Origin of the sequence: Halomonas sp. CKK8, assembly GCF_029625235.1 — a bacterium.
GTDB lineage: Bacteria > Pseudomonadota > Gammaproteobacteria > Pseudomonadales > Halomonadaceae > Halomonas > Halomonas ventosae.
This window is the reverse complement of the sequence record NZ_CP121193.1, coordinates 2395904-2418948: the sequence shown is the minus strand read 5'-3', so window position 1 is coordinate 2418948 and position 23045 is coordinate 2395904. Positions and strand designations below refer to the sequence as shown.

General features: G+C 61.3%; 17 protein-coding genes. 16 read left to right on the top strand and 1 reads right to left on the bottom strand.

Going from position 1 to position 23045, the window contains the following annotated elements; all coding sequences use genetic code 11:
- Positions 1 to 70: 70 nt before the first annotated feature.
- Positions 71 to 3520: a transcription-repair coupling factor gene (mfd, locus tag P8934_RS11500; RefSeq protein ID WP_278031159.1), complete on the bottom strand. Its 3450-nt coding sequence runs from the start codon at positions 3518 to 3520 to the stop codon at positions 71 to 73.
- A 204-nt stretch (positions 3521 to 3724) separates the two neighbouring features.
- Here mfd and P8934_RS11495 point away from each other — a divergent pair, with 204 nt between their 5' ends.
- The 16 genes from P8934_RS11495 (at position 3725) to P8934_RS11420 (ending at position 23029) form a co-directional block, all read left to right on the top strand.
- Positions 3725 to 5185: a glyceraldehyde-3-phosphate dehydrogenase gene (locus tag P8934_RS11495; RefSeq protein ID WP_278031158.1), complete on the top strand. Its 1461-nt coding sequence runs from the start codon at positions 3725 to 3727 to the stop codon at positions 5183 to 5185.
- Between the two features lie 451 nt (positions 5186 to 5636).
- Entirely contained in the window at positions 5637 to 6986 is a 1350-nt protein-coding gene (locus P8934_RS11490) for a Na(+)-translocating NADH-quinone reductase subunit A (RefSeq protein ID WP_278031157.1), read from the top strand.
- Positions 6986 to 8212, top strand: coding sequence for an NADH:ubiquinone reductase (Na(+)-transporting) subunit B (locus tag P8934_RS11485; RefSeq protein WP_133635504.1), 1227 nt, complete (start codon positions 6986 to 6988; stop codon positions 8210 to 8212). Before P8934_RS11490 ends, P8934_RS11485 begins: the two co-directional genes overlap by 1 nt.
- The gene (locus tag P8934_RS11480; RefSeq protein ID WP_278031156.1) at positions 8212 to 9030 is read left to right on the top strand and encodes a Na(+)-translocating NADH-quinone reductase subunit C; all 819 of its coding nucleotides are present in this window, start codon (positions 8212 to 8214) and stop codon (positions 9028 to 9030) included. The genes P8934_RS11485 and P8934_RS11480 overlap by 1 nt, the downstream gene beginning before the upstream one ends.
- 2 nt (positions 9031 to 9032) lie before the next feature.
- A complete protein-coding gene (locus tag P8934_RS11475) occupies positions 9033 to 9701 on the top strand; it encodes an NADH:ubiquinone reductase (Na(+)-transporting) subunit D (RefSeq protein ID WP_278031155.1) in 669 nt (222 codons plus the stop codon).
- A 1-nt stretch (position 9702) separates the two neighbouring features.
- Positions 9703 to 10320 carry an NADH:ubiquinone reductase (Na(+)-transporting) subunit E gene (nqrE, locus tag P8934_RS11470; protein ID WP_278031154.1) on the top strand — a complete coding sequence of 206 codons (618 nt, stop codon included), beginning with the start codon at positions 9703 to 9705 and terminating at the stop codon, positions 10318 to 10320.
- A gap of 72 nt (positions 10321 to 10392) precedes the next feature.
- Positions 10393 to 11625, top strand: a complete 1233-nt coding sequence (gene nqrF, locus P8934_RS11465; protein ID WP_278031153.1) for an NADH:ubiquinone reductase (Na(+)-transporting) subunit F — start codon at positions 10393 to 10395, stop codon at positions 11623 to 11625.
- Between the two features lie 201 nt (positions 11626 to 11826).
- Complete coding sequence (nqrM, locus tag P8934_RS11460; RefSeq protein ID WP_133635499.1) at positions 11827 to 12084, top strand: (Na+)-NQR maturation NqrM; 258 nt, start codon at positions 11827 to 11829, stop codon at positions 12082 to 12084.
- A 99-nt stretch (positions 12085 to 12183) separates the two neighbouring features.
- Positions 12184 to 13575 carry a Si-specific NAD(P)(+) transhydrogenase gene (gene sthA, locus P8934_RS11455; RefSeq protein ID WP_278031152.1) on the top strand — a complete coding sequence of 464 codons (1392 nt, stop codon included), beginning with the start codon at positions 12184 to 12186 and terminating at the stop codon, positions 13573 to 13575.
- Between the two features lie 456 nt (positions 13576 to 14031).
- Positions 14032 to 16107 (top strand): acyltransferase family protein, encoded by a 2076-nt coding sequence (locus P8934_RS11450; protein WP_278031151.1) that lies wholly within the window; start codon positions 14032 to 14034, stop codon positions 16105 to 16107.
- A gap of 20 nt (positions 16108 to 16127) precedes the next feature.
- Positions 16128 to 17177, top strand: a complete 1050-nt coding sequence (locus P8934_RS11445; protein WP_278031150.1) for an SDR family oxidoreductase — start codon at positions 16128 to 16130, stop codon at positions 17175 to 17177.
- Between the two features lie 62 nt (positions 17178 to 17239).
- Positions 17240 to 18013, top strand: a complete 774-nt coding sequence (gene rfbF, locus P8934_RS11440) for a glucose-1-phosphate cytidylyltransferase (protein WP_278031149.1) — start codon at positions 17240 to 17242, stop codon at positions 18011 to 18013.
- A gap of 69 nt (positions 18014 to 18082) precedes the next feature.
- Entirely contained in the window at positions 18083 to 19408 is a 1326-nt protein-coding gene (locus P8934_RS11435) for an NAD(P)-dependent oxidoreductase (RefSeq protein WP_278031148.1), read from the top strand.
- A 12-nt stretch (positions 19409 to 19420) separates the two neighbouring features.
- Positions 19421 to 19969 (top strand): dTDP-4-dehydrorhamnose 3,5-epimerase, encoded by a 549-nt coding sequence (gene rfbC / locus P8934_RS11430; protein ID WP_278031147.1) that lies wholly within the window; start codon positions 19421 to 19423, stop codon positions 19967 to 19969.
- Positions 19970 to 20113: 144 nt separating this feature from the next.
- A complete protein-coding gene (locus tag P8934_RS11425; RefSeq protein WP_278031146.1) occupies positions 20114 to 21133 on the top strand; it encodes a glycosyltransferase in 1020 nt (339 codons plus the stop codon).
- An 81-nt stretch (positions 21134 to 21214) separates the two neighbouring features.
- Positions 21215 to 23029, top strand: a complete 1815-nt coding sequence (locus tag P8934_RS11420; RefSeq protein ID WP_278031145.1) for an ABC transporter ATP-binding protein — start codon at positions 21215 to 21217, stop codon at positions 23027 to 23029.
- Positions 23030 to 23045 lie beyond the last annotated feature (16 nt).

Below are 23045 nucleotides of genomic sequence, written 5' to 3'. Positions count from 1 at the left end.
GGGCGACGCGGAAGGGGCAAGGAGCAAGGAGGTGCTCGCCTCGGCCCTCGGCCCTCGGTCCTGATTCCCGTCATGCCGCCTCGGCCTTGCGGTTGAGCGTGTCGAGGAGCTGCTCCACCGTCCGGAAGCGCTCCTCCGCCTGCTCCATCGCCGCCTCGAAGCGCAGCGTGTCGGCGCCATCCAGGCGATAGCGGTCCGGCGCCCGCTGGATCAGCTCCACGAGCACCAGCGGGTCCACGGGGGTCTGGGCGGCGAAGATCACCCGGCCCTTCTCGGGGGCGGCCTCCAGGCGGGTGATGCCCAGGCGTTCGGCGCGCTGGCGCAACCGGGTCTGGCGCAACAGGGTCTTGACCGGCTCCGGCAGCAGGCCGAAGCGGTCGATCATCTCGACCCTGAGTTCGTCGAGCTCGGCCTCATCGGCGGCGCTGGCGATGCGCTTGTACATCACCAGGCGCTGCTGGATGTCGTGGAGGTAGTCGTCGGGGATCAGGGCCGGCAGGTTGAGGCTGAGCTCGACCCCCTGGTCCAGCGGCGCCTCGATGTTGGGCGTGCGCCCCTCGCGGATCGCCGTCACCGCCCGGTCGAGCATCTGCATGTAGAGGCCATAGCCGATGGCCTCCATCTGGCCGCTCTGCTCCTCGCCGAGCAGTTCGCCCGCGCCGCGAATCTCCATGTCGTGGCTGGCCAGGGTGAAGCCTGCGCCCAGGTCCTCGGCGCCGGCGATGGCCTCCAGCCGCTTGACGGCGTCCTTGCTCATCACCCGGGGCGGTGGGGCGAGCAGGTAGGCGTAGGCCTGGTGGTGGCTGCGCCCGACGCGGCCGCGCAGCTGGTGGAGCTGGGCCAGGCCGAACTTGTCGGCCCGCTCGATGACGATGGTGTTGGCGCTGGGCACGTCGATGCCGGTCTCGATGATGGTCGAGCAGACCAGCACGTTGAAGCGCTTGTGGTAGAAGTCGGACATCACCCGCTCCAGGGAGCGCTCCGGCAGCTGGCCATGGGCGACCCCGACCCGGGCGTCGGGCACCAGTTCGCGCACCTTCTCGGCGGCGGTCTCGATGGTCTTGACCTCGTTGTGGAGGAAGTAGACCTGGCCGCCGCGCAGGATCTCGCGCAGGATCGCCTCCTTGATCACCGCCTCGTCACGCTGCTGGACGAAGGTCTTCACCGACAGGCGCCGGGCCGGGGGGGTGGCGATGATCGACAGGTCGCGGATCCCGCTCATCGCCATGTTCAGTGTGCGCGGGATGGGGGTAGCGGTCATGGTCAGGATGTCCACCTCGGCCCGCAGGCTCTTGAGGCGCTCCTTCTGGGCCACACCGAAACGGTGCTCCTCGTCGATGATCAGAAGCCCCATGTGGGGAAGCTTGGTGCTCTTCGACAGCAGCTTGTGGGTACCGATGACGATATCCGCCTGGCCCTCCTCGATGCGCTTGAGGGAGGCGGCCTGGCCCTTGCCCGCGGTGAAGCGCGAGATCAGCTCGATGTTCACCGCGGTGTCGGCGAAGCGGTCGCGGAAGTTCTCGTAATGCTGGCGGGCGAGCAGGGTGGTGGGCACCAGCACCACCACCTGGCGGCCGGAGTGCACGGCCAGGAAGGCCGCGCGCATGGCCACTTCCGTCTTGCCGAAGCCCACGTCGCCGCAGACGACTCGGTCCATGGGGCGCGGGGCGGTCATGTCGCCGATCACGGCCTGGATGGCGGCGCGCTGGTCGGGAGTCTCCTCGAACGGGAAGCTGCCGGCGAAGCGGGCGTATTCCGCATCGGGCGGGGCGCAGGCAAAGCCCTCGCGGGCCTCGCGGCGGGCGTAGATATCGAGCAGCTCGGCGGCGGTATCGCGGATCTTCTCGGCGGCACGCCGACGGGCCTTCTCCCACTGGTCCGAGCCGAGCCGATGCAGCGGCGCCAGCTCGTCGTCGGCGCCGGCATAGCGCGAGATCAGGTGCAGGCTGTCCACCGGCACATAGAGGCGCGCCCCATCGGCGTACTCCAGGGTCACGAACTCGGCGGCCTGGCCACCGGCCTCGATCGTCTCGAGTCCCTTGTAGCGGCCCACGCCATGGGCCTGGTGGACCACCGGGGCGCCGGGGCGCAGCTCCGAGAGGTGGCGGATCGCCATCTCGTTGTCGTCGGTGGCCCGCTCGCGGCGGCGGCTCTGGCGGACCACCTCGCCGAAGAGCTCGGTCTCGCTGATCACCACCAGGTCCGGATCGGTCAGCCACAGGCCGGCATCGATCTCGCCCTCGGTGATCGCCAGGCGCGCGTCGCTGGCCAGGAAGGCGGGAAAGTCCTCCACGTGGCGCAACTCGAGCCTCAGCGGCCCCAGGGTCTCCTCCAGGGCCTCGCGGCGGCCCCGCGACTCGGCAACGAACAGCACCCGCGTGGACGGGTGGTCGCTGAGGAAGTCCTCCAGGGCGGCCAGCGGCTGCTTCGCCCGGGCATTCACCGTTACCGTCGGCGGTGTCCGGGTGGCCGGCGCCACGGCATGCCGGTGATCGGCATCGCCGGTCAGGGCCACCCGAGGGTGGCGCTTGATGGCACCGAACGCCTCGGCGACAGGCACGAAGGCGCGGTGGGGAGGCAGCAGCGGCCGGGTGGGGTCGACCCCGAGGTTCTCGAAGCGGCTCTCTATGGCCGCCCAGTGGTGCTCCGCCGCCTCGAACACCCCGGGCAGCATGGCCACCCGTGTGCCCTCGGCCAGGTGCTCGAAGAGCGTGGCAGTCTGTTCGAAGAACAGCGGCAGGTACTGTTCCAGGCCGGGGGAGGGAATGCCCTTCAGGGCATCCACGTAGAGGGGGCACTGGCGTGGGTCGACGTCGAACAGGGTCTCGAAACCCTCGCGGAAGCAGGCGATGGCGCTGCGCGACAGCGAGTACTCGTGGGCCGGCAGCAGCTCCACCCGTGCGACCCGGTCGCGGCTACGCTGGGTGTCCGGGTCGAAGTGGCGCAGGGTATCGATCTCGTCGTCGAACAGGTCGATGCGCAGCGGTGCCTCGGCGCCCATGGGGAAGAGGTCGATCAGGGCCCCGCGCAGGGCGTACTCGCCGGGTTCATAGACCGTCTCCACGGCCCGGTAGCCGGCCCGCGACAGGGCGTCGCGGAACCCCTCACGGTCAAGGGTCTGGCCGGTTTCCAGCGTCATCACGCGCCCGGCGATGTACTCGACCGGCGGCAGGCGCTGCATGAGGGTGTTCATGGCCGCCAGCACGATGCCGTGCTCGCCGTCCTGCAGCCGGCGCAGGGTGCGCAGCCGCTCGGAGACGATGTCCTGGTGCGGCGAGAAGCTGTCGTAGGGCAGCGTCTCCCAGTCGGGGAAGGGCAGCACCGGCAGGTGGCCATAGAAGCCCAGGTCACTCTCAAGGCGCTGTGCCGAGGCGGTGTCGGGGGTGATCACCAGCAGCGGGGCGTCTTCGGCCAGGTGGGCCAGGGCCAGGGCGGTGGCGCTGCCTGGCGGCGTCTGCCAGTAGAGAATGTCGCGCAGCCCCTGGGGGCGAGGCGGGTCGAGCGGCGAGAAGTTCGGCATGCTATCGGTTACCCAACCGTGGTCGTGAGCGGCGTGCAGAGGAAGGGGCATGATACCAGCCTCGCGGCCGGCCTGTAGTCAGCGCGGGATTCCTGTAAAACGCCTACAGCGGCTGCGACCATCCTGCGATTGCCCCGGCAGGTGTCGCCCCGGATAATAGCCGCGTATCCCTATCCCACTGTTATTACCAAGGAGAGGTGACCCGTGAGTCAGCAACCCCTCGATACCGTCTTCCAGGAATGGCACGACAACCAGGCGATCGCCGAGCAGATGATCCCGATGATCGGCAGCCTCTACCGCCGCAACAACGTGGTGGTGACCATGTTCGGGCGGTCGCTGTTCAACCGCAGCGTGATCCGCATCCTCAAGGATCACCGCTACGTGCGCAAGATCGAGGGGACCGAGCTCTCCGTGCAGGACACCTACCCGCTGGTCAAGGCGATGACCGAGCTCAACCTGGGCCCGGCCCATGTCGACGTGGGCAAGCTCGGCGTGGCCTACAAGGCCCGCGGCGGCGACCCGGTGGCCTTCCTGCGTGACGAACTGGCCGAGATCGTCGATGCCCACGACCCTGCCGGCAACAATGGGCAGCCCAAGGACGTGGTGCTCTACGGCTTCGGTCGCATCGGGCGGATCCTGGCGCGCGTGCTGGTCGAGAAGGCCGGCGGCGGCAACCTGCTGCGCCTGCGCGCCATCGTGGTGCGCGGCCGTGGCGACATCGCCAAGGACCTCGAGAAGCGTGCCAGCCTGCTGCGTCGCGATTCGGTGCACGGTCCCTTCAACGGCACCATCAGCGTGGATGCCGAGGCGCGCACCATCACCGCCAACGGCAACGTCATCCGGGTGATCTACGCCGACTCGCCCGCCGAGATCGACTATACCGACTACGGCATCGACAACGCCGTGGTGGTCGACAACACCGGCATCTGGCGCGACGAGGCGGGCCTGGGCCAGCATATCCAGTGCAAGGGGGTAGCGAAGGCAATCCTCACCGCCCCGGGCAAGGGCGACATCGCCAACATCGTCTACGGCATCAACCACCAGGACATCGGCGAGGAGGACCGCATCCTCTCCGCGGCCTCGTGCACCACCAATGCCATCGTGCCGGTGCTCAAGGTGCTCAACGACGAGTTCGGCGTCGAGCATGGCCACGTCGAGACCGTGCACTCCTACACCAACGACCAGAACCTGATCGACAACTACCACAAGGGCGACCGCCGCGGTCGCAGCGCCCCGCTCAACATGGTGCTGACCGAGACCGGCGCCGCCAAGGCGGTGGCCAAGGCCCTGCCGGAATTTGCCGGCAAGCTGACCGGCAACGCCATCCGCGTGCCGACGCCCAACGTCTCCATGGCGATCCTCAACCTGCGCCTGGAGAAGGAGACCGATGCCGAGGCGCTCAACGACTTCCTGCGCCGCATGTCGCTGGATTCGCCCTACCAGAAGCAGATCGACTACGTCGACTCGCCCGAGGTGGTCTCCACCGACTTCGTCGGCAACCGCCATGCCGGCATCGTCGACGCCAAGGCGACCATTGCCAACGGCAAGAACGCCGTGGTCTACGTCTGGTACGACAACGAGTTCGGCTACAGCTGCCAGGTGATCCGCATCCTGCAGCACGTCTCCAACGTGCACTTCCTCAAGCTGCCGCGCGCCAGGGGCTGACGCCCTTCGGGCAACACTAAGCAGCCAAGCAGCCAAGCAGCCAAGCAGCCAAGCAGCCAAGCAGCCAAGCAGCCAAGCAGCCAAGCAGCCAAGCAGCCAAGCAGCCAAGAAAAAGCCTCCAGCAGATTGCTCTGCTGGAGGCTTTTCCTTGTTGCCCGGTTGTTGCGCGATCATCATCCTGCTCGGCGCTCGGCGCTCGGCGCTCGGCGCTCGGCGCTCGGCGCTCGGCGCTCGGCGCCCGCCTGTGCGACAATTTTACCCTTGCCTCAGGTCACCCCTTGCGACCATAGGGCAGGTGGTCATCCCCCACGCTTCTCTTTATAATACGGTGGATTTTTCGGGGTGGTTCGAGCGAGCCTCGGGCCTGACTGGTAACGTACTGAAAACAGAAGAATTCGAATCCATTCGAACCCCTTTCTTCATCTATCCGATCCATCAACTGGGCGAGACTATGATCGAAGTCAAGAAAGGCCTGGATCTCCCCATCGCGGGGACGCCGGAGGCGCGAATCGAGGAAGCGCGACCGGTGCGCCATGTGGCTGTCCTGGGCACCGACTATGTCGGCATGAAGCCGACCATGGAGGTCAGTGAGGGGGACAGGGTCAAGCTGGGCCAGCTGCTCTTCACCGACAAGAAGATCGACGGGGTGCGCTTCACGGCCCCGGCCGCCGGCGAGATCGTCGCCATCCACCGCGGCGAGAAGCGCAAGCTGCTCTCGGTGGTCATCAAGGTCGACGAGACCGAGGAGGCGGTCGAGTTCACCGCCCACGGGCGCGACAAGCTCGAGGCCCTCGAGCGCCAGGCCGTCGTCGACCAGCTGGTCGAGTCGGGACTGTGGACCGCGCTGCGCACCCGGCCCTACTCGCGTACCCCGGCCGTCGATAGCTCGCCGACCGACATCTTCGTTACCGCCATCGATACCCACCCGCTGGCCGCGAACCCCGCCGACATCGTCAACGAGCAGGCCGAGGCCTTCGAGGACGGCCTCAAGGTGCTGGCCCACCTCACCGAGGGCAAGGTCTATCTCTGCACGGCGCCGGATGCCCGCATCCCGGGAACCGACGTCAAGGGCGTGCAGCACGAGACCTTCGCTGGCCCGCATCCCGCCGGTCTGGTGGGGACCCATATCCACCATCTCTCGCCCGTGGCCCTGCACAAGCGTGTCTGGCATATCGGCTACCAGGACGTCATCGCCTTCGGCAAGCTCTTCGCCGAAGGCAAGCTGGACGTCCAGCGCGTGATCGCCGTGGGTGGCCCGCGTGCCGAGAACCCGCGCCTGCTGCGTACCCGCATCGGCGCCAGCACCGACGAACTGCTGGCCGGCGAAGTTGTCGACCCGGAAGGCACGCGCGTCATCTCCGGCTCGGTGTTCGCCGGTGCCATCTGCGAGGGCAGCCTGCGTTACTTGGGGCGTTTCCATAACCAGGTGAGCCTGCTCGAGGAGGGCAACAAGCGCGTGTTCATGGGCTGGATGTCGCCCGGCAAGAACCGCCACTCCGTGATGGGCATCTACCTGTCGAAGATCACCGGCCTGCACAACTATGCGCCGACCACCTCGACCAACGGCTCCGAGCGCGCCATGGTGCCGGTAGGGGCCTACGAGCAGGTGATGCCGCTGGATATCCTGCCCACCCAGCTGCTGCGCTCGCTGATCGTCGGCGACATCGAGACAGCGATGCAGCTCGGCTGCCTGGAGCTGGATGAAGAGGACCTGGCGCTGTGCACCTACGTGTGCCCCGGCAAGTACGAGTACGGTCCCATCCTGCGCGATAACCTCACCTTGATCGAGAAAGAGGCCTGATGATGGGTATCCGACAGACACTCGACAATCTCGAACCCCACTTCCACAAGGGGGGCAAGTACGAGAAGTTCTATCCCCTCTACGAGGCGGTGGACACCATCTTCTACGCCCCGCCGGATGTGGCCAAGACCACGGCCCACGTGCGTGACGGTGTCGACCTCAAGCGCATCATGATCACCGTCTGGTTGTGTACCTTCCCGGCGATGTTCTTCGGCATGTGGAACGCCGGCTGGCAGGCCAACATGGCCATCGCCGAGGGCTTCAACTCCATGGGCAGCTGGCGCGAGGCGATCATGATGACGCTGGCCGGCGGCCATGATCCCGGCAGCCTGTGGGCCAACTTCGTGCTCGGCGCCACCTACTTCCTGCCGATCTACCTGGTGACCTTCGTGGTCGGGGGTTTCTGGGAAGTACTGTTCGCGATCAAGCGCGGCCACGAGGTCAACGAGGGCTTCTTCGTTACCTCCGTGCTCTATGCCCTGATCCTGCCCGCTACCATCCCGCTCTGGCAGGTGGCACTGGGTATCACTTTCGGCGTGGTGATCGGCAAGGAGATCTTCGGCGGCACCGGCAAGAACTTCCTCAACCCGGCACTGACCGGTCGTGCCTTCCTCTACTTCGCCTATCCGGCACAGATCTCCGGTGACGCGATCTGGGTGGCGGCCGACGGCTACACCGGGGCGACCGCGCTCTCCATCGCCTTCCAGGATGGCATGGCAGCCCTCTCCAGCCAGTTCAGCTGGTGGGACGCCTTCCTCGGCTTCGTTCCCGGCTCCGTGGGCGAGACCTCGACCCTGGCGATCCTGATCGGTGCGGTCGTGTTGCTGTGGACCAAGATCGCCTCCTGGCGCATCGTGCTCGGCGTCTTCCTGGGCATGGTCGCGACCAGTGCGCTCTTCAACCTGATCGGCTCCGACAGCAACCCGATGTTCGCCATGCCCTGGTACTGGCACCTGGTGGTGGGCGGCTTCGCCTTCGGCATGGTGTTCATGGCGACCGACCCGGTCTCTGCCTCCATGACCAACCAAGGCCGCCTGATCTTCGGCGCGCTGATCGGTGTCATGACGGTGCTGATCCGCGTGGTCAACCCGGCGTTCCCGGAAGGCATCATGCTGGCGATCCTGTTCGCTAACCTGTTCGCCCCGCTGATCGACAACTTCTTTGTACAGGCCAACATCAAGCGCCGCTTGCAGCGCACCGGTGTGCCGGCCGAGGAGACTGCCTGATGGCACAGAGCAACAACTCCATCAAGAAGATCCTGACGGTGGCGTTCGCACTTTGTATCGTGTGTTCGATCATCGTCTCCACCGCGGCAGTGGCGTTGCGCTCCAAGCAGGAGTTCAACCAGGAGCTCGACCGCAAGACCAACATCCTCAATGTGGCCCAGCTCTACGAGCCCGACATGGACGTGAACGAGACCTTCGAGTCGAAGATCACGCCACGGGTGGTTGACCTGCGCACCGGCGAGTACTCCGAGGAGCATGACCCTTCGACCTACGAGGGCTTCCAGGCGCGCCGTGATCCGGCCTCTTCCCGCACCCTCTCGGGGGAGAAGGACATCGCCGGCCTCTCGCGTCAGGAGAACTACAGCACCGTCTACCTGGTGGGCAACCCGGACGACCCCGAGCAGATCATCCTGCCGATCCGTGGCCAGGGCCTGTGGGGGCTGATGCGTGGCTTCCTCTCCGTGGAAGGCGACGGCAACACCATTGTCGGCATCACCTACTACGAGCACAGCGAGACCCCCGGGCTGGGCGCCGAGGTCAACAACCCGCGCTGGCAGGCCCAGTGGGAAGGCAAGGAGATCTTCGACGAGCAAGGTGAGCTCGCCCCGGCCATCAGCCTGGTCAAGGGCGGTGCCAGTGGCGAGAACGAGGTCGATGCCCTCTCCGGTGCCACCCTGACCAGCAAGGGCGTGACCAACATGCTGCAGTTCTGGCTCAGCCCCGAAGGCTTCGGTAACTACCTTGCCAAGTTCCGCAGCTCGGTGGATCCGGCCGAGGCCGAGGCTGCCGACGTCGAACTCGAAAGTGAAGGAGCCTGATCATGTCTGCTGCCAACGCAAAGAACGTCCTGACGACGCCGATCTTCAAGAACAATCCCATCGCCCTGCAGATACTGGGTATCTGTTCGGCGCTGGCGGTGACCACCAGCATGAGCGTCTCGCTGGTCATGACGATGGCGGTGATCTTCGTGACGGCCTTCTCGAACCTCTTCGTGTCGCTGATCCGTCACCATATCCCGTCCTCCATCCGCATCATCGTGCAGATGACCATCATCGCCTCCCTGGTGATCGTGGTTGACCAGATCCTCAAGGCCTACGCCTACGAGATGTCCAAGCAGCTCTCGGTGTTCGTCGGGCTGATCATCACCAACTGCATCGTGATGGGGCGTGCCGAAGGCTTCGCCATGACCAATACCCCGGGAATGTCCTTCCTGGACGGCATCGGCAACGGCCTGGGCTACGGCTTCATCCTGATGACCGTGGGCTTCTTCCGCGAGCTGCTCGGTGCCGGCAGCGTGTTCGGCTTTACCGTGCTGCAGCCGGTGCAGGATGGCGGCTGGTACGTGCCTAACGGCCTGCTGCTGCTGCCGCCGTCGGCGTTCTTCATCATCGGACTGATCATCTGGGTCCTGCGCTCCGTCAACCCGGAGCAGGTCGAGGAGAACGAATTCAAGATGAAGGAAAACACCCAGCCGAAGGAGGCCGTGTAACATGGAACACTATCTGAGCCTGTTCGTCGCCTCGGTCTTCGTCGAGAACATGGCCCTGGCCTTCTTCCTGGGCATGTGTACCTTCCTGGCGGTCTCCAAGAAGGTCTCCTCGGCCTTCGGCCTGGGTATCGCCGTGATCGTGGTGCTGACCGTCACCGTGCCGGTCAATAACCTGGTCTACTCCCTGCTGCTGCAGGAAGGGGCCCTGACCTGGACCGGCATCAGCGGGGCCGAGAACATCGACCTCTCCTTCCTGGGTCTGCTCTCCTACATCGGCGTCATCGCCGCCCTGGTGCAGATCATGGAGATGTTCCTCGACAAGTACGTGCCCGCGCTCTACAACGCGCTGGGCGTGTTCCTGCCGTTGATCACCGTGAACTGCGCCATCCTCGGTGGCGTGCTGTTCATGGTCGAGCGTAACTACAACTTCGGCGAGTCCGTGGTCTATGGCTTCGGCGCCGGTACCGGCTGGGCGCTGGCCATCACCGCGCTGGCCGGCATCCGCGAGAAGCTCAAGTACAGCGACGTCCCCGACTCCCTCCAGGGGCTGGGCATCACCTTCATCACGGTGGGGCTGATGTCGCTGGGCTTCATGTCCTTCTCCGGCATCCAGCTCTGAGGCAGGTCGTGCTCTCCCGGCGGCCGCACGTGCCGCCGGGGTCCAGGCAACGTCAAGCAATAGGAACCCGACATGGTTGATACAACAGTCATCTTGCTCGGTGTGGTCATGTTCACCCTGGTCGTCATCGGCCTGGTTCTGGTGATCCTGGCTGCCCGCAGCAGGCTCGTCAGCACCGGGGATGTGACCATCGAGGTCAACGGCGACCCCGAGCACACCCTCACCACCCAGGCCGGCGGCAAGCTGCTCAATACCCTGGCCGCCAACGGCATCTTCCTCTCCTCCGCCTGCGGCGGCGGTGGCTCCTGCGCCCAGTGCAAGTGCCGCGTGGAGGAGGGTGGCGGCGCCATCCTGCCCACCGAGGAATCCCATTTCACCCTGCGCGAGAAGAAGGAGGGCTGGCGCCTCTCCTGCCAGGTGCCGGTGAAGCAGGACATGAAGATCGAGGTCCCCGAGGAGGTCTTCGGCGTCAAGCAGTGGGAATGCGAGGTCATCGAGAACCCCAACGTCGCCACCTTCATCAAGGAGCTCAACCTCAAGCTGCCCGAGGGCGAGGAAGTGGCCTTCCGCGCCGGCGGCTACGTGCAGCTGGTGGCACCGCCCTACGACATCGCCTTCAAGGATTTCGACATCGAGGAGGAGTACCGGGGCGACTGGGAGAAGTTCGGGCTGTTCGACATCTCCCACAAGAACAACGAGGAAATCATCCGCGCCTACTCCATGGCGAACTATCCGGACGAGAAGGGCATCCTCAAGTTCAACATCCGTATCGCCACGCCGCCGCCCAATACCAACCACCCGCCGGGGCTGATGTCCACCTACGTCTTCGCGCTGAAGCCGGGTGACAAGGTCACGGTGATGGGGCCCTTCGGCGAGTTCTTCGCCAAGGACACCGATGCCGAGATGATCTTCATCGGTGGCGGTGCCGGCATGGCGCCGATGCGTAGCCACATCTTCGACCAGCTCAAGCGACTCAAGACCGACCGCAAGATCTCGTTCTGGTACGGTGCGCGCTCCTGGCGCGAGACCTTCTACAACGAGGAGTACGACCAGCTGGCCGAGGAGTTCCCCAACTTCGAGTGGCACCTGGCGCTCTCCGACCCGCAGCCCGAGGACAACTGGGAGGGGCCGACCGGCTTCATCCATAACGTCCTCTACGAGAACTACCTCAAGGACCACCCGGCCCCCGAGGACTGCGAGTACTACATGTGCGGGCCGCCCATGATGAACGCCTCCGTGATCAAGCTGTTGATCGACCTGGGCGTGGAACCCGAGAACATCCTGCTGGACGACTTCGGCGGCTGATCTCGATCGCCGCAAGGCGAACCCCGGACCGGCCGAGAGGCCGGTCCCTTCCATTCTGCTGCCCGACATGCCGATCGCTGCGCGTAACGCCACCTGTCGGCATCTCAGGCACCAGACCCTCCCGCACTGTGGACCTCGAGCGCTAGCGTGTTGTCACACAGACAGGATGGCCAACCCTTTCCGATACCGAGGAGCATTGCAATGACCCTTTACCTGATGGCATTCGCCTTCATGCTGCTGATCGTGGCCGCCATGGCCGTCGGCGTGATCATGGGACGCAAGCCCATCGCCGGGACCTGTGGTGGCCTCAATCGCCTGGGCCTCAAGGAGGGCTGCGACGTCTGCGGCGGCAAGGACGAGGTCTGCGAGGAAGAGAACCGCAAGCAGCAGGCCAGCGCGCGTCGCCGCAGTGACGAGAGCCGCGGCGCCGACCTGGGGTACGACGCCACCCGCCGCTGAAGGCCGATACACTAACGACGAGGATCAAGGGCCGGCGGCTCTTGATCCTTTTTTACGTACCGCTGACGGACACCCGGGCAGAAGGAGCAGCGAGAGACGATGGCAGTGCACAATTATGACGTGGTGGTGATCGGTACCGGGCCGGCAGGGGAGAGCGCGGCCATCAATGCCGCCAAGCATGGCAAGCGGGTCGCGGTGGTCGAGAAGCAGGCACAGGTCGGGGGCAACTGCACCCACTGGGGCACCATCCCGTCGAAGGCGCTGCGTCACCAGGTCAAGCAGATCCTCTCGTTCAACACCAACCCGATGTTCCGCGACATCGGCGAGCCGCGCTGGTTCTCCTTCTCCCGGGTGATGGCGCGCTCCCGCGTCACCATCGACCAGCAGGTGGCGATGCGCACCAACTTCTATGCCCGCAACCGCATCGACCTGTTTCGCGGCGTGGCCCGCTTCAAGGACGTGCATACGCTGCTGGTACGTGACGACCACGAGGGCATGGAGGAACTGGTTGCCGCCAAGGTCATCATCGCCACCGGCTCGCGCCCCTACCGTCCGGCCGACATCGATTTCCGCCATCCGCGCATCTACTGCTCCGATACCATCCTCAGCCTCAACCACACGCCGCGGACCCTGATCATCTTCGGCGCGGGGGTCATCGGCTGCGAGTACGCCTCGATCTTCTCGGGCCTCGGCGTCAAGGTCGACCTGATCAACAACCGTGGCAGCCTGCTCTCCTTCCTCGACGACGAGATCAGTGATGCGCTCTCCTACCACCTGCGCAAGCACGGGGTGCTGATCCGCCACAACGAGGAGTATGCACGTGTCGAGGGGGACGACACCGGGGTGACCGTGCATCTCAAGTCCGGCAAGCGGCTGCGCGCCGACGCCTTCCTGTGGGCCAACGGCCGCACCGGCAACACCGACCAGCTGGGGCTCGAGAACATCGGCCTGGAGGCCAACGGCCGCGGCCAGCTGAAGGTCGACGGCCACTACCGGACCGAGGTGCCGAACGTCTACGCGGTGGGCGATGTCATCGGCTGGCCGAGCCTCGCCAGCGCCGCCTACGACCAGGGCAAGAACGCCAGCGATGACCTGCTCGAGGAGGACTTCCGCTTCGTCGATGACGTGCCCACCGGGATCTACACCATTCCCGAGATCAGTTCGGTGGGCAAGACCGAGCGCGAGCTCACCGAGGCGAGGGTGCCCTACGAGGTCGCCCAGGCCTTCTTCAAGGATACCGCCCGGGCGCAGATCACCGGCGACACCGTGGGCATGCTGAAGATCCTCTTCCACCAGGACAGCCTCGAGATCCTCGGCATCCACTGCTTCGGCGACCAGGCCTCCGAGATCGTCCACATCGGCCAGGCGGTCATGCAGCAGCAGGGCGAGGCCAACACGCTCAAGTACTTCATCAATACCACCTTCAACTACCCGACCATGGCCGAGGCCTACCGGGTGGCGGCCCAGAACGGGATGAATCGGGTGTTCTGAAACACTGCAATTACTGATAGAGGAGGCATCCACTCCCCCTCTACGTCTCTTCCTCTCTCCCTCTCTCTCCCCCTGGAGCTGCCCTCGCATGAGGGCGGCTCTCCCACACCGATTCCCTGCCGCCAGCAATGCGGCCTGACTCCTTGCTGGCGCTGAGCGCATGATGCCCGAAATGGCAAAGAACTACGAAACTCCTACTGCGAGATTAAAGGTACTCGCCCTCCCGAGTATGGAAAAAACCAACTACGCAAAGACTGAATACATTTAGTAACATTTCGGGTGAAAAGTTAACAAACAGATGGCGTAACAGAAGCGGGTGGGAGGTAGCCAGAAGCCATCCGGCGGTAGTCTTTCGTTCTGCGCTTCATCAAGGCTATCGACATGCGTTTTCTTAGGCGGGGCATGAAGATATCTGGGTGAAATCTTTCATGGCGTAATGGTGGCAATGAGGTAAACATGGCAACCAGTTATAGACCAGAAGTCGATGGTTTGAGAGCGATAGCTGTCATACCAGTGATACTATTTCACGCAGGATTTGAATGGTTTAGTGGCGGGTTCGTCGGAGTAGACGTTTTTTTCGTGGTTAGTGGTTATCTGATCACAAGTATCATATACGGAGAAGTCAAGAAAGGTGAGTTCTCCATCGTGAAGTTCTACGAAAGGCGTGCGAGAAGGATTCTGCCTGCGCTGTTCTTTGTCAGCATTATATGCCTGATGTTCGCCTGGATGTGGATGCTACCTCGCGAGTTTGCCGCCTTGAGCGAAAGCTTGATTGCGGTGAACCTCTTTGTTTCGAATATATACTTCTGGCAGTCGCTTGACTATTTTGCCGGTCCCGCGGAGCTGCAAGCCTTCTTGCATACCTGGAGCCTGGCGGTCGAAGAGCAGTTCTACCTTTTCTTTCCGCTGTTCATGCTTATTGTAGGGGGGCTTCGCAGGAGCTGGTTGCTGGCCATCTTCGGCCTTGGGTTGTTGGTGAGCCTTTCACTGGCGGAGTACGCCTCGACCCACCATCCGACTGCCAACTTCTATCTACTCCCCACGAGGGCGTGGGAACTGCTGGCGGGCGCGCTCATTGCCATCTATCTGCATGATCGCAAAGAGGGGTTCTCCCCGGTTGTCCAACACCTGGGAGGTCTCACCGGCCTGGGCCTGATCCTCTATGCCACCTTCACCTTTGATTCCACTACCCCGTTTCCCAGCCTCTGGGCCGCAGTGCCCGTGCTGGGCGCAGCACTGGTGATCCTGTTCTCCAGCAGCAGCGACCTGGCGGGTCGGTTGCTCTCCTGGAAGCCGGTGGTGGGTATCGGGTTGATCAGTTACAGCGCCTATCTGTGGCATCAGCCGCTGTTCGTCTTTGCCAAGGAACGCAGCCTCGAGCCCGTCACGGATCTGACGCTACTGATATTGAGCATGGCCTCCATCCTGCTTGCCTGGTTCTCCTGGCGCTTTGTCGAGCAGCCCTTCAGACAGCGTCAGCGCTTTACACGCTCCCAGATCTTCGCCTCGGCGCTGGTCATGTCCTGTCTGATGATCGGGGTTGGGATGTTCGGCAAGATTACTCAGGGGGCGCCTTGGCGCTTCAGTCCAGAGGTGGAGCGCATCGTGGACGTGCGCATGACACGCCACCATGTCCCCGAAACCTGCCACGCCACCGAAGGAAGATTGCTGTCAATCGAGGAGACCTGCCGATACAACGAGGATAGCGATGGGATCGTCGTGGTATGGGGGGATAGTCACGCCACACCGCTGGTCCGCCCGATTGCTGACCGTGTAGCCAGCCTCGGCAAGCAAGTCAAGATGCTCATCTACACAAATTGCCTCCCTATCGCCGAGTACACGCGAGAAAACGAGCCGGGTTGCGGCATCTTCAACCAACGGGTGATGGACTACCTGATGGAGAGCGATGACGTGGAAACGGTGGTCATGCTTGGCCGGTACCCCCTTCAGTTCGAAGCGAAAGCGTTTGATAACGGCGAGGGAGGTATCGAACATGAGTCAGCCCTCAAGGCTATGCCACTCGATACCCTATCGACCCCTGTCAACAGTGAAGAGGACAGGATCAATACCGTAGGAAAGCTGATGAAAGAGACGGTCGACAAGCTGGTCAACGATGGCAAGCGCGTTGTCATGATTTATCCAGTCCCCGAAGTCGGCTGGGATGTGCCATACCTTCTCGCCAAGGAAAAGATATTTGGCATCGAACGTGATGCCCCGCTGTCGACCAGTTTCGACGTCTTCAAGCAGCGTGCCTCGACATCACATCAGCAACTTTCACGTGTCGAAGAAAACGACAGCGTTCTCAAGATCAAGCCGTCCGAGCTGCTATGCGATTCCTTCATTCCTGGCCGGTGTGCCGCCCAGGTGGGGAGTGAGCTGCTCTACTACGACAACAATCATTTGAGTATTCATGCGTCAGACATGCTGGTAGAGCACATGTTCCGGAAGATGGCCGGCAAGGGGTGGATGAACGACCAAGAGTTTCAACTCACCCAGCTGGGAAGCTCGGCTAAGGAAGACAGGGTGCATTAATCAACAGGGGATGGCACGAGATGAAAATTTTAATTATCGGCAATATGGGCTATGTCGGCCCCTCCGTCGTCAAAGAATTGGCGAGGCAGCATCCGGATGCCGTGCTGCACGGTTTCGACAATGCCTATTTCGCTCACTGTCTTACCGGGGCTGAGACCCTGCCAGAGCGGCACCTGGAGAAGCAGTTCTATGGCGACGTTCGGCATCTTCCCGAGGGAATGCTGGAGGGCTATACGGCGGTGGTCCAACTCGCGGCCATCTCCAACGACCCCATGGGCAGCCGGTTTGCGGCCGTTACGCGAGAGATCAACCAGGAGGCAACCGTGCGCATTGCCAGGCAAGCCGCCAGGGAAAACGTGCGTAATTTTGTCTTTGCCTCGAGTTGCAGCGTCTACGGTGTCGCCAGCGGCGAACCACGCAAGGAGAGCGATTCGCTCGCCCCGATGACCGCCTATGCAAAATCCAAGATCGGTAGTGAAGAGGCGCTGGCAGAGGTCGAAGGGGACATGGTCATCACCAGCCTGCGTTTCGCCACGGCGTGCGGCATGTCCGAACGGCTGCGGCTCGATCTGGTGTTGAACGATTTCGTGGCCTGTGCCCTCTCCGAAGGGAAGATCACCGTGCTGAGCGATGGTACGCCCTGGCGGCCGCTTATCGATGTCAGCGATATGGCGAGAGCCATCGATTGGGCCATTCAGCGTCCAGCCAGCAATGGGGGGCGGATGCTCAGCATCAACACCGGTTCGAATCAGCGCAATCACCAGGTTCGCGACCTGGCGTCAGCCGTGGCCGAGATGATCCCCGGCACAACGGTAAGCATCAACGAGGAAGGGGCAGTCGACAGCCGTTCCTACAAGGTCGACTTCAGTCTCTATGAGTCCCTGGCGCCGAATTATCAGCCACGCATGACACTGAAGGATTCCATCCAGGGCCTGATAGAAGGGCTGCAGCGTATGGAGTTCGGTGATGCCGATTTCCGCAATTCTTCGCTGATGCGCCTGCAGGTACTGCAAGGCCATGTGGATCAAGGACGTGTCACGGAAGGCTTGGTGTGGGTGAAGGAATCGTGACCAGTAGGCAGCAAGGCCAATCGCCAACGGCGGACATTACAAGCAGAGCAGGAGAAACAGACATGAAAGTTGTCATTCTGGCCGGTGGATTCGGCACTCGTCTTAGTGAGGAAACCTCAATTCGCCCCAAGCCCATGGTCGAAATCGGAGAGCGACCGATCCTGTGGCACGTCATGAAGCTTTACGCGCACCATGGCTTCAAGGACTTCATCATCCTCGGTGGTTATAAAGTTGATTATATTCGTGACTACTTCCTCAATTACCGAGGGAAGCAGACCGACTATACCATCGATCTCAAGACCGGGCGCGTGGAGTGGCTCAAGGGCGTTAGCGAAGATTGGACCGTGACCGTATTGGATACCGGTCCCGACTCCCTCACTGGCGGGCGAATCAAGCGTGCGAAGCCCTACCTGGATGATGAACCCTTTTGCCTGACCTATGGCGACGGCGTGAGCGACGTCGATATCCAGGCACTGGTTGCGGCGCATAAGGCGTCCGATCGCTGGTGCACCCTGACGGCCGTCACTCAGCCAGGGCGCTATGGTGCGCTGAGGCTTGATGACACCAGCCAGCAAGTCAAGGCATTCCGAGAAAAGGGCGCGGTGGATGGTGGCCTGATAAACGGCGGCTTCTTTGTGTGTAACCCCGAGGTCCTTGATCTGATCGACAACGATCAGACCACCTGGGAAAACGAGCCCATGGAGCGCATGGTGAAAATGGGCAAACTGGGGTATTACCACCACCAGGGATACTGGCAGAGCATGGATTCGCTACGTGACAAGATGGTGCTGGAAGCAGCATGGCAGGACAATCCCCCCTGGAAGGTCTGGGAGTAATGCGGCAGGGGGTGCGTCTCGATGAGCCCCCCGAAAACCACAAGCAGTGTCTCACCATGCGAGCCAATAATGATTATCATCGATACCGCACTAGCAAAACGTGAAGCAGATCGAAACCCTATCCGCGTTGGCATGATCGGTGCCGGCTTCCAGGGCAAGGGAATTGGCCTTCAGATCCTCACGGCCACGCCGGGTATGACGCTCTGTGCCGTGGCCAACAGGCATGTCGAGGCCGCCGTTAAAGTGTTCAACCAGGCAGGCATCGACCCCAAGCGGTGCGATACCACTCTGGAGATCGAATCGGCTATTGCCCAGGGAAGGTCTGCGGTCACGGAAGATGCTAATGCCTTGGCCTCCGCTGAAGGGCTCGATGTGATCATCGAGGTAACGGGATCCATCGAATATGCAGCGCTGGCCGTCCTCTCAGCGATCAATCATGGCAAGCATGTCGTGCAGATGAATGCCGAACTCGATGGCACCATCGGCCCCATTCTCAAGAGGAAGGCAGATCAAGCCGGCGTCATCTATACCTTCTCGGATGGTGATCAGCCGGGGGTGCAGATGAACCTGTATCGTTTCGTTCAAGGGCTGGGCGTCAAGCCTGTCTTATGCGGCAATATCAAGGGACTCCACGACCCCTATCGTAATCCTGAGACACAGCGGGCCTTTGCCGAGCGCTGGGGTCAGAAGCCCGCCATGGTGGCGTCCTTCGCTGACGGCACCAAGATCTCCTTCGAGCAGGCCATCGTGGCCAATGGGACCGGTATGCGGGTCGCTCGGCGCGGTATGCTGGGGCCGGACTTCTCTGGAGGAGATCCGGGCGCTCCCCAGGTACCCATCGAGGAGACGATTGCGTCTTTCGAGCCCTACTTGCGGCCTGACGAGGCTGGACTGGTCGACTATGTGGTGGGTGCTCGGCCCGGGCCGGGTGTCTTCGTTATCGGGCATCAAGATGACCCGGCGAAGCAGCACTACCTGGAGCTCTACAAGCTCGGCAAGGGGCCCTATTACTGTTTCTACACGCCCTATCACCTATGCCATTTCGAGGTGCCAACGTCAGTCGCCAGGGCCGTGCTCTTCAACGACCCTGTGCTGACCCCACGACAGGGGCCCGAAGTGGGGGTCATCGCGATCGCCAAGAAGGATCTCCAGACGGGAGAGTGCATAGGTGAATTCGGGGGATTTGAAGCCTATGGCGTTGCCGAGAACATGGACATCATCCGCACCCAGCGACTGCTGCCCATCGGTCTGGCGCTTGGTGGGATCGTTAAGCACCCCATCAAGAAGGACTCGCCGTTGACATTCGACGATGTGCACCTTCCTGAGAGCAGAATTGTAGACCGTCTCTATAGCGAACAAGAGCGGCTCTACGCCAATCCCACCGCCCTGGCTTGAAGGAGCAGCGCCATGAAATTTATCGAAACGAACCTCAAGGACGCCTTCTTGATTGAGCTCGAGCCACGTGGAGATGATCGGGGATTTTTTGCCAGAACGATGTGTCGTGACGAGTTCGCCAATGTGGGGTTGAACAGTGACTTCGTACAGCAGAACACGTCCTTCTCGGTGCACCGTGGCACACTTCGTGGACTCCATTACCAGACACCGCCCCATGGTGAAGATAAGCTGGTACGTTGCCTGCAAGGCGCTATTGTTGATGTCATCGTCGACATCCGTAAGGACTCGCCTACGTACATGCAGCACCAGATGTTCGAGCTTACCAGTCGTAATCGACAGCAACTGTACGTGCCGAAGGGGTTTGCCCACTCCTTTATGACGCTAGAGGATAATGTCGAAGTGAGCTATCTGGTGACTGCCACCTACGCGCCAGGTTCGGAGGATGGCTTGAGATACGACGATGAGCGGTTGGGGATCGAGTGGCCACTGCCGGTTTCGGTCATCTCGGAAAAGGACAGTAGCTGGCCGCTGATCAGCGAGAGAACGACCACACTCTATTGAGCACTAGACGCGGGAACCGTGTCGGTAAACGTCATGAAGCGATGCTCCGCGTATGCTGTTCCATCATTGCCGGCCCAGCTGGAAAAAGGGAACAAGGCTAGGTGGCTAACCATGATATTCGCACCATCGCAGGGGAGTATCGAGATGCAAAAAGTGATAGCCGTCGTACTGACCTACAATCGCAAGGAACTCCTTCGAAAATGTCTCGATGCGATATTCACCCAGACCCGTTCGTGTGATGATATCATTGTTATCAACAATGGCAGTACGGATGGTACGCAGGAATTCCTGGAAAGTGGGCATTACGCCGGGATCAAGATCTACACGCTTGATAAAAATCGGGGAGCCGCCGGAGGGTTCAACGCCGGCTTCCGGTTGGCGTACGACAACGGCGCCGATCAGGTGTGGATGATGGATGACGATGTCGTCCCTGACCCGGATGCCCTGGAGAAACTGCTTGACGCCGATGCTCTGCTCGAAGGGCAGGGCGCTCGAAGAAGCTACTTGATATCGCTGGCCTATTCGGAAATCAAGGGCAAATGGACGAATCTGCCTTACCTGAGTGGTCGCCATGCGTCTAGTTGGCCTACCTACCTTGAACATGGCCTGGTTGCTGTCGGCTACAGTACCTTCGTCTCGATACTGATGCCACGCGAGACGCTGGAAAAGCACGGCCTACCCATTCAGGCGATGTTCATCTGGGGGGAGGACGCCGAGTTTACATTGCGAGTTACCCAGGAAAACCCCGGCTATCTGGTCGGATCCAGCCTGGTGCAGCACCTGAGACCCGGGACCGCAATTAATATTCTCGCCGAGAACAATTCGGCGCGCATCGGGTATTACCGTAATTTTGTGCGTAATAATATCTTTCTGGCAAGGAAGTACAAGACACGCCGACGACTTCTTTCGGTTATCGCAAAAAATCTATCACTGATCAGCCGATTATTACTGTCGGGCGAGATTCACAAGGCACACATTGTGATGCGTGGCGTGCTTCAGGGAGTGGTTTTCTCGCCCGAGATACAGGCCATCGACGATGATTATGACTACTCCCATATCGAGCTTTCGGTACCAGGGACGAATAAAAAAATGAGTTCTGGCAGCATTGAAGGACCTAATATTCAGTACAGTCCCAGTTATCAGAGATCTTCCTCTCCGTCCTAGGTGCCCTTGGCTTTTCTATAGGCTGCTAAAGATATCCACCAAAGGTCATTAATCCGAGGCCGGCACAAGGATGACTCTGAAATGCTGAAGAAACTGAGAGACTTATATGCACTCCTGGACAAGAGCCAGCGACGAAAGTTACTCAGGCTGCAGGTTCTTATCATATTGATGTCTTTCGCGGAGTTGGCGGGAGTGGCAGCAATCGGCCCTTTCATGGCGCTGGTCGGTGACATGAGTCTCTTGCAGCAGGAAGGAAAGCTCGCTGCAACCCTCTACCAGATGAGCGGGTTCGACACACCTGGTGACTTCCTGTTCTGGTTGGGAATTGCTGTCCTCATGGTACTGGCATTATCCTCGTTCATCTCCATGTTTACGATCTGGCGACTCTCACTCTACGGCGCCAGGGTAGGGGCCGAGTTGGGAAATCGACTCTATCGTTACTACTTGTACCAACCCTGGCTTTACCATGCGAGCGTAAGCAGTAGCTATCTGACCAAACAGATATCTCAAGAAACGTTACGGATGACGAACTACGTCATCAATCCAGTGCTGCAGATGAATGCCAAGCTTGTTCTCACCTTGGTAATGGCCGGGGCGATTTTTCTCTATGATCCTAAGGCCGCCCTTGTCGGCATTACTATCTTTGTTAGCTGCTATTTTCTTCTTTTTCAAGTCGTGAGGCGTCGCCTGGTAAGGAACGGCCGTATCGTTTCCAAAAGTCAATCCCAACGTTTCATGATGATGTCGGAAGGATTCGGTGGTATCAAAGATGTTCTTCTGCTGGGACAGCAGCGGATATTTCTGAAACGCTTCAATCGTGCCAGTATGCGGTTTGCCAACGCGATTGGGACCAATGCAGCGATCGCGCAGATACCGCGCTTTGCTATGGAGTGGGTCGCCTTTTCCAGCATCATCTTTCTGGTGCTCTACTTGTTGGCAGCACATCAAGGTAATCTGGGAACCATCCTGCCAATCCTGTCGATCTATGCATTGGCGGGCTTCAAGATACTTCCCGCCATGCAAAGAGTATACTCCTGCCTGTCGTCTATCCGTGGCAATATTGCATCCTTCGAAGCGGTCTATGAAGACTTGTATGAAAGTTCCGAAGGGCGTGTATTGAATCGGCCGGAGCTACGTGAGGAGAAAGAAACGGCGCAAATCGTGCCTGCCACTGAAATTCGACTCGATAATGTCGTGTTCAACTATCCTGGGTCCCGCGATTTCGCCCTTAATGGCATCAGCATGGTCATCCCGGCCAATCAGTCGGTTGGCATCGTCGGCGCCTCTGGGTCGGGCAAGTCGACGCTGATCGATATCCTGCTGGGCCTGATCGAGCCTAGCGAAGGTGAACTGAAGGTTGATGGCCTGCCCATCACCGCCCTTGAGCGCCGGCGGTGGCAGAACACGATCGGCTTCGTGCCACAGAGTATTTTCCTCTCTGATGCCACTATTCGCGAGAACATCGCGTTCGGTGTCCCTTTCGAGGAAATCGACGAAGAGGCCGTATGCCGAGCGATCAATCTGGCCCACCTGGATCAGCTGATCGCCGAATTGCCCGAGGGCCTGGCGACCAGTGTGGGAGAGCGCGGCGTACAGCTGTCCGGAGGCCAACGTCAGCGCATCGGGATTGCACGCGCCCTTTACCACGATGCCCAGGTGCTGGTGCTGGATGAAGCCACCAGTGCGCTGGATGGTATCACCGAAAAAATGATCATGGCGTCCATTCAGGAGTTTATGGGCAAGAAGACGATCGTGATGATCGCCCATCGACTGGCCACTGTTCGCCATTGCGACATCATCCATCTGATGAAGGATGGCCGTATCATCGATTCGGGCAGCTTCGACGATCTAGCGAACCGCAATGACACCTTCAAGCGGATGGCCGCCCATAGCTGAGACCGCTCACCAGGAG